The organism is Phocaeicola faecicola (genome assembly GCF_013618865.1).
Lineage (GTDB): Bacteria > Bacteroidota > Bacteroidia > Bacteroidales > Bacteroidaceae > Phocaeicola > Phocaeicola faecicola.
The window spans coordinates 1-7,210 of the sequence record NZ_JABSOE010000107.1 but is presented as its reverse complement, the minus strand read 5'-3'; the positions used below and the strand labels follow the sequence as shown (position 1 = coordinate 7,210).

Below are 7,210 nucleotides of genomic sequence, written 5' to 3'. Positions count from 1 at the left end.
GGAAAGTTAAACTGAATGATAAGGTGGAGAGCCGTGTACGGGGAGACCTGTATGCACGGTTCGGAGGCGAGTGCTTGGAAACCTACCATTGTAACAAATGGCAAGGCGCTGGGTGCTTAGCCTATGGACAGATTGCCAGTGCGAAGATTCCGCTCTCTCGCATGATTTCGCCACAGCTCTACTGGGTGATGTCGGACAGCGAGTTTACGCTCGACATCAACAACCCCGAAGAGCCGAAGATTCTCTGCGTGGGCAACAACCCCGACCGCCAGAACATCTACGGGGCGGCCCTCGGCCTCTACAACTCCCGCATCGTGAAACTCATCAACAAGAAGGGGATGCTGAAATCGTCGGTCATCATCGACGAGCTGCCCACCATCTATTTCAAGGGACTGGACAACCTCATCGCCACGGCACGAAGCAACAAGGTGGCGGTGTGTCTGGGATTTCAGGACTTCTCGCAGCTGGTGCGCGACTATGGCGACAAGGAGGCGAAGGTGGTGATGAACACCGTAGGCAACATCTTCTCCGGGCAGGTGGTGGGCGAGACGGCCAAGACGCTTTCGGAGCGTTTCGGTAAGGTGTTGCAGAAGCGGCAGTCCATCTCCATCAACCGTCAGGACGTTTCCACCTCCATCAACACGCAGATGGATTCACTCATCCCGCCCAGCAAGATTTCCGGCCTCACGCAGGGCATGTTCGTGGGTGCTGTCTCCGACAACTTCGACGAGCGCATCGAGCAGAAGATTTTCCATGCGGAGATTGTGGTGGACAATGCGAAGGTCGCCGCCGAGACGAAAGCCTACAAGCCCATTCCCGTCATCACGGACTTCACGGACGAGCACGGCAACGACTGCATGAAGGAGAAGGTGCAGGAAAACTACAACCGCATCAAGGACGAGGTGAAGCAGATTGTGAAGGACGAACTGGAGCGCATTGCCAGCGATGAAAGCCTGAAGCATCTGCTGCAGAACAAGTAAGAAAAAGGCGGTAGTGGACAATGATTCCGCTACCGCCTAAAATGAAGAACGCCCTCCAAGTATGCTGCCTTGCGGCTCGCCTGGAGGGCTTATTATATCGCGCTAATTGAAAAGCTCTATCTTTTCTATCAGAGTTGAATGTGCGGTAAATGGAATTACCTTCTTGTGCTGCAATCTTCCGACAATGATTGCGGGATGTACATTGAACTTTTCTGCATAATATCGAATCGTATCAGCAGAAAAATCTCCCTGCCTGATTATCTCGTTTTCCTCTGCCTGAGACAGTAAGGTGCGTGAAGAGAAAGCATCGGCCTCTTCCTCCTTTTCCTTCTGTTTGTCCGCATATTCAATGTCTTCCAAGAATATGTCTTTCTTGCCATGTAGCAGGATGTGTCCCAATTCGTGGAAGAATGTGAACCAGAATATGTCGTTTCTCTTATGTCTTCCCGTCATCTGAATGCAGGGCGCATCATTGATCCATCTTGTGGAGCCGTTGATGGGAGCCTTGGGCAGACAAGGTGTATAAACCAGCTTGACGCCCACCTTGGCACACAGTTCCTGCAATGCCACGGCAAAATCAGCAGGATGCTCAGCACAGAGGCTTTTCATGGCAGGGATAGCTTCACGCAGTGCCTTCTCGGAAAACTCGCAGACTTCCGTTTCTGCTGCCTGCACTTCTCCCTGACGCAGCCATGCGGATATGGCGTGCGGCTCTTTGGTGTTATTGAGGGATATACGGAATGCCACTTTCAACTGTTGGTTCAGGTAGTAGTCTTCCCATGCCCTTTCCGTGCTGACCTGAAAGAACGAGAGCAATGCCTTGACTTTCTCCTCAACCGTCTTTACCATGGGAATCCAGCCCAGTTCCATCATTTTTGCCAAGGGGAACGAACATGCCCATTCGTATGCCAGGGCCAGTTGCTCTTCTCTTTTCTGTCGAGCAACATACTCATCATACCCGCGCTGTATGTTCAGCCAGAAATGTGCGGGAATCTTTGTGACACTCTCGAACGCCACAGCCATATCAGAGGTCACACTACTCTTGCCGCCAATGACGGCAAAGATGGTCTTCTCCGGTTTTGAAGTGCGCACAGCAAACTCCTTTACGCTCATCCCCATCTCTTTCAGTTTGTCTGAAAGGGTGATACCGGGATGAAACTCCACCGGCGGAACGAATTTCTTTAAAGTTGCCATAATACTATACTATTTACCGTGATAATTCACTATTTCTACAATTTCTACTCCTTTTATCTCTATCCAGACATACTTGCCGTTTTCGTCGGTCGGAATAGGGTCTTCATGAGGCTCAAATATCAGCCGATACGGCTGGTCGAGGTCACAAGCCCATTGTCCTTTCCTGTTTTCGCTCAGTTCATGATAGCGTCCTGGCAGGTAACGCACATCTTCCAAGGTGTCGGCTCGATAGAGATCTCGAAGACGCTTCTGGAACAATTCAGCTCTTGTCTGACCAAGTTCCTTTAAGCATTTTCGTGGGTCAGATGCTATCTTCTCCAGTTTCTTGCTCTGAAAGAATATATCCATTGGCTGTCTATATTTGACTTACATATTCTATTATACTTTTCTGCTGCAAAGTTACAACTTTATTTTCAAATAACAGATAGTGTTATTCAAAAATAGGTGATAATTTATGCTTTTTTGGCTAAATCACATCCTTTTACCGCCTCATCCGCTCCAATTCCTCATCCCGTCGAATCTTCTCATTGAGTTTCTTCTGCATCTTGTCGATGAAATAGGTGCGGCTGGGATTCTTGCGCAGTTTGATGGCGGAGTAGTAGCGGTAACACTCCTTGGTGTCGAGTCCGAAGAACTCGTAGAGGGCAGGGGCGAGCACCTTCAAGGGAGTCTCGCCGTTGTCTATACAGCCCATCTCGCTCAGCCCGTAAACCAGCTCCACAAGGTCGAGGGTGTTGCCCGTCCATTGCAGGGACTTCTGTGTTTTGCTTTTTGCTGTGGGGATAACGGTGGGATGGATGTTGGATGTGAGTGGTGGCACTTGGGGAGCTGCAAGGAACTTCTGCATCTTGCGCACAAAGGCAAGGGCTTTGCGTACATATAAGTCGGTCATGCTTTTTCCGGCAGCTGTATACAGCGTGTTATGATACTGCAATTCGTTCTCGGTATATGCCAGTGTAATGGCAGCTTGGTTGCGGTCAGCACATTCATGGCATAACGATATGACTGAGCTTATGAAACCACCGTATGCGGTCTTCAGACAGCCGCTGTCGGCTTCGTTAATCATGGCGAAAAATTCTGTTTCCGCCAATATGAGGTAGTTCATGTTCTTTTTCCATTTGAGGGTTTATAGTTGCTTGTCGTTGTGCGCACACTGATATACAATGCAAAATGCGCTCCCTCAAATAGGAAATCGTGAAGCTAGATATGTTTTACACTGATTTATAGCGACATAAACAGCGAAAATATTTTTAGACTGATTTTTCTGAAGGACAAAATGTGTTCACAATCTGAACACGTGTACATTTTCTGAACACGGTTATTGTTCAGAAAATGTACACACATAAGGCTTGTTCATTCTTTTGCGTCGTCAATTCCGTATTCTTCGATTTTGTTGTACAGCGTTGTCCTGCCAATGCCCAATAGTATCGCCGCCAGCTTTTTGTTCCCGTCAGTTTGTTTCAGAGCCCGCAGTATGCGGTCTTTCTCTTCTTCATCACTCTTTAGCGTAAAACCGATGGATGAAGCTGTTTGTTCATTGTCAAGTTCCAGACTATTCTCCGTTATGATATCGCCTTCTGTGTGCAGTACGGCTGACAGAATCTTCTGTTTCAGCTCACGTACATTGCCCGGCCACGGATAGGCGAGCAAGGTTTTACAGGCGGATGTGCTGAAGCCTTGTATGTTCCGTTCCAGTTCCTGATTGGCTATTTCGCGGAAAAACTCAGCCAACGGGATTATGTCCTCCGGACAATCGCGCAGAGGAGGTACTGTTATCACATATTCCTGCAAACGATATAGCAAATCCGGTCTGAAGCGTTTCTCGGCAACGGCTTTATGCAAGTCCTCGTTGGTTGCAGCAACTATACGCACGTTGGCTGCCTTGTCCTCTTTGGCCCCTATCGGTCGGTAACGTCGTTCCTGTATGGCACGGAGCAACATCTGCTGCATCTCCGGCGTCAGGTTACCGACTTCGTCAAGGAATAACGTTCCGCCTTCGGCTTCTTGGAAATACCCGGTTTTATTGGTATCAGCTCCGGTAAATGACCCCTTGAGATGCCCGAAGAAAGCGGATTGCGCCAATGACGGAGATAACGCCCCGCAATCCACCGCAACGAAAGGTTTGTCAGACAGTTTGCTTTGGGCATGGATGTGTTGCGCGATATGCTCTTTCCCTGTCCCGTTTTCTCCAAGTATCAGCACACTCATACGTGTGGCAGCGACAAGGCGTACCCGCTTCTTTATATTCTGATATGCTGCGCCTTGTCGAATAAATATCGGCACTTGGCGTTGCGCCAGTCTGTCCCGTTCTTCCTGTATGGAACGGATTAGCGGTAGCAGTTTGTCTTCCAGCAGAGGTTTCTGTATATAATCTTTTGACCCGAGTTTCATACTCTCTACTGCCGAACCGACTTCACCGTAGTTTGTCATTACGATGAACGGATGACGCATTTCATTTTTGCGCATCCATCTTAACAGTTCTATACTGTCACCCTCGGGTAAACGCAGGTCGGCAAGCACGATGTCATCATCCCCAATCTTGGTCAACAACTTCTTGGCTGTATTGAGATGGTATGCCTGCTCGGTCTTGAAGCCGCCTTTTTTCAGAAGGTTGCAGACATATTCGTTATAGACGGTATTGTCCTCAATCACATAGATTTTCATTGAGCTTCCTCCTTTCGTTTTTGGCGACATTGATGATCATATTACCTTTCTCCAATATGGATGATACCGCACGTTGCAACTCCGCTTCCGAACATTCATTTTCCCGATGCAACAATTCGTATAGTTCCCACAGCGGTTTATCAGCATGAATTACAGCCCAAGAGCTGCGCAGGCGGTGTATCCATTCGCCCAAAGCCATGCGGTCGCCTCTTGCTCCGGCATTCCTTACGTCCTGCACGTCCTTCTCAGTTTCGGTTATCAGGCGGTCAAGCATTGCCGCCTTGTCACCGTAAGCAAGAAGGGAGGCCAGATCAGGTATTTCCTCTTTGCTGGTGTTGGCTGAAAGGCATTTTTCCGATGCCTCAATCAGTTCTGACAGTGAGAATGGTTTGAACAGGCAGGCTGTAAAACCTTGCGCTGTCAGTTCCTCAGCTTCGCAACTGCCGGATGCAGTTGCCACAATGACGGGTATCTCTTTTGAGTTGCCGACGCTTGATGAACGCATCAGTTCCAATACCTCAAAGCCGTTCATCTCCGGCATCTTCAAATCCACGATTGCTAAATCATAATGCCGTGTGCGCAACGCCTCCATCATATCACCGACATTGCTGAAGGTGTCGCAATGCACTCCGACACTGGCATACATCTCTTTTACCATGCCCAGCACTATCTCGTTGTCATCAAGTGCGACAACCGAATACGTCTTTTCAAGGCGTTGTTCTGACCGTAATTCCGGCTTTTCGGCAATGGCATCCGCAACCAACATAGGTATTCGTACTGTAAAACGGCTACCTTTCCCTTTCTCGCTTTCAACCCGTATTGTTCCGCCAAGCATATCAACAATCCGTTTCACGATACTTAAACCCAGACCGAATCCGTCTTGTGTGGCTGCATTGGACAGGCGTTCAAATGGATCGAATATCCGTTGTTGCTCTTCTTTGTTCATCCCGCTGCCGGTGTCTTCCACGCTTAACACAAGGTAGCCTTCTGTATGGCAAAGACGGAATGATACGCTTCCGGATTGTGTAAACTTGACAGCATTGGACAACAGGTTGTTGCCGATATGAATGACACGTTCTTTATCACCTGCCAAAATAACGTCCGAATCACATTCGATTGTCAGTTTAAGGTCTTTCTTCTCTGCTTGTGGAAGGAATTCCGCATTAAGCATCTCGGACACGCTTTGCAGGCGAAACGGAGATACTTTTGGTTGCTCCTTCCCGTTTTCCAGCCTGAAAAATTCAAGCAACGAGTTCAGCATGGTTGTCATATGCCGGGATGCCTGTAACATATTCACTGAATAACGACCGGCACATTCTGCATCGTTTTCATGTATAAGCTCTGCGTAGCCGTTTATCGCTGTCAATGGTGTGCGCAGCTCATGGGTAATGGTATGCACGGCTTTCTTACGGGAAGCTATCAGTTCCTCATTTGCACGGACAGACTGTTGCAATCGCCCTATCAGTTCTTCCGTTTCCTTTTCATAACGGTTGATTCTTCTGTTATTGCGGTGTATTATGATGTAGGATATGAGCAGCAATACCAAGGCAATGGCGGTCATGCTCCCGACAAGCATATACGAGTTCTCCCGCATGGTCATTATCTCGGCCTCACGATTTTGCAGGTCTTGATATACTTTTGTGTCCATATGGGAGATAAGTTCTTGTAACCGGTAATTCAATTCTCCGTTGCGGGCGGCAAGGCTGTCGGCGTGTTCCGACAGGCGGCGGCTTTGTGTACGCTGTTGTGCTATTGCATCGCGGTGGAGCGTATAGAGCATAGTCGTGGCTGTTGTCTGCTTCGGCTTTTCTTTTTTGCCGAAAATGCCAAGAAATCCCTTGCGTTTTGGCTTGACAGGCTGCTCCTGCGCACTCTTTTTTGCAATGACCGGAACCTGTCCGGCAATCTTCTTGTTAATGGAATCTTGCTTTTCAAGAACTTGCACGATTTTCCGCATCTGCACTTCTTTATCTTCCAGTAGAAAGCGCAGACTGTCTATCCGTTCAGACGGGTAGGTCTTCTTAAAACCGCACAATATGCTGTCCATCACCATACGTTGGGAGTGGTAGTTCTCCAAATCATTGGCATCCCATTCCAATATGGTTTCCCCAAGCAGAGAAAACTCTATCATTTGAACATATGCAGAATGTAACTGAAGGCGGAACCTATCTATCTGTCGGTTTTCTTCTTCAAGTCCTTCCAGTTTCTGCCATTCATAGAAACTGGTATATGCGATACATCCGACAAGAATGGAGATAAGTATATATCCCAACCGTATTGCCTTATAGAAATTTCCTGACCGCTCCATTATTTTAATGACATTGATTTTTGGAACATGAATAAAAGTTTATCTTTTTCGTTCATGCGGATAT

6 protein-coding genes are annotated in these 7,210 nt (G+C 48.0%); 1 reads left to right on the top strand and 5 read right to left on the bottom strand.

The features are described from left to right. The coding region (locus H3001_RS18315; RefSeq protein ID WP_246368697.1) for a TraM recognition domain-containing protein at positions 1–980 on the top strand (980 nt) is incomplete at its 5' end. A gap of 102 nt (positions 981–1,082) precedes the next feature. Here the strand turns inward: H3001_RS18315 and H3001_RS18310 are convergent. The 5 genes from H3001_RS18310 to H3001_RS18290 form a co-directional block, all read right to left on the bottom strand. After that, positions 1,083–2,174, bottom strand: coding sequence for a HigA family addiction module antitoxin (locus H3001_RS18310; RefSeq protein ID WP_103004147.1), 1,092 nt, complete (start codon positions 2,172–2,174; stop codon positions 1,083–1,085). Between the two features lie 9 nt (positions 2,175–2,183). Further along, positions 2,184–2,522 (bottom strand): type II toxin-antitoxin system RelE/ParE family toxin, encoded by a 339-nt coding sequence (locus tag H3001_RS18305; RefSeq protein ID WP_103004148.1) that lies wholly within the window; start codon positions 2,520–2,522, stop codon positions 2,184–2,186. Positions 2,523–2,655: 133 nt separating this feature from the next. Beyond that, positions 2,656–3,279 carry an RteC domain-containing protein gene (locus tag H3001_RS18300; RefSeq protein WP_103004149.1) on the bottom strand — a complete coding sequence of 208 codons (624 nt, stop codon included), beginning with the start codon at positions 3,277–3,279 and terminating at the stop codon, positions 2,656–2,658. A gap of 248 nt (positions 3,280–3,527) precedes the next feature. Beyond that, complete coding sequence (locus tag H3001_RS18295) at positions 3,528–4,838, bottom strand: sigma-54-dependent transcriptional regulator (RefSeq protein ID WP_117795396.1); 1,311 nt, start codon at positions 4,836–4,838, stop codon at positions 3,528–3,530. After that, entirely contained in the window at positions 4,819–7,146 is a 2,328-nt protein-coding gene (locus tag H3001_RS18290) for a hybrid sensor histidine kinase/response regulator (protein WP_117795394.1), read from the bottom strand. The genes H3001_RS18295 and H3001_RS18290 overlap by 20 nt, the downstream gene beginning before the upstream one ends. Positions 7,147–7,210 lie beyond the last annotated feature (64 nt).

Excerpts from the sequence above, each read along its gene's own strand:
- H3001_RS18310 (WP_103004147.1), bottom strand. The coding sequence starts at position 2,174 with ATGGCAACTTTAAAGAAATTCGTTCCGCCGGTGGAGTTTCATCCCGGT.
- H3001_RS18305 (WP_103004148.1), bottom strand. The coding sequence starts at position 2,522 with ATGGATATATTCTTTCAGAGCAAGAAACTGGAGAAGATAGCATCTGAC.
- H3001_RS18300 (WP_103004149.1), bottom strand. The coding sequence starts at position 3,279 with ATGAACTACCTCATATTGGCGGAAACAGAATTTTTCGCCATGATTAAC.
- H3001_RS18295 (WP_117795396.1), bottom strand. The coding sequence starts at position 4,838 with ATGAAAATCTATGTGATTGAGGACAATACCGTCTATAACGAATATGTC.
- H3001_RS18290 (WP_117795394.1), bottom strand. The coding sequence starts at position 7,146 with ATGGAGCGGTCAGGAAATTTCTATAAGGCAATACGGTTGGGATATATA.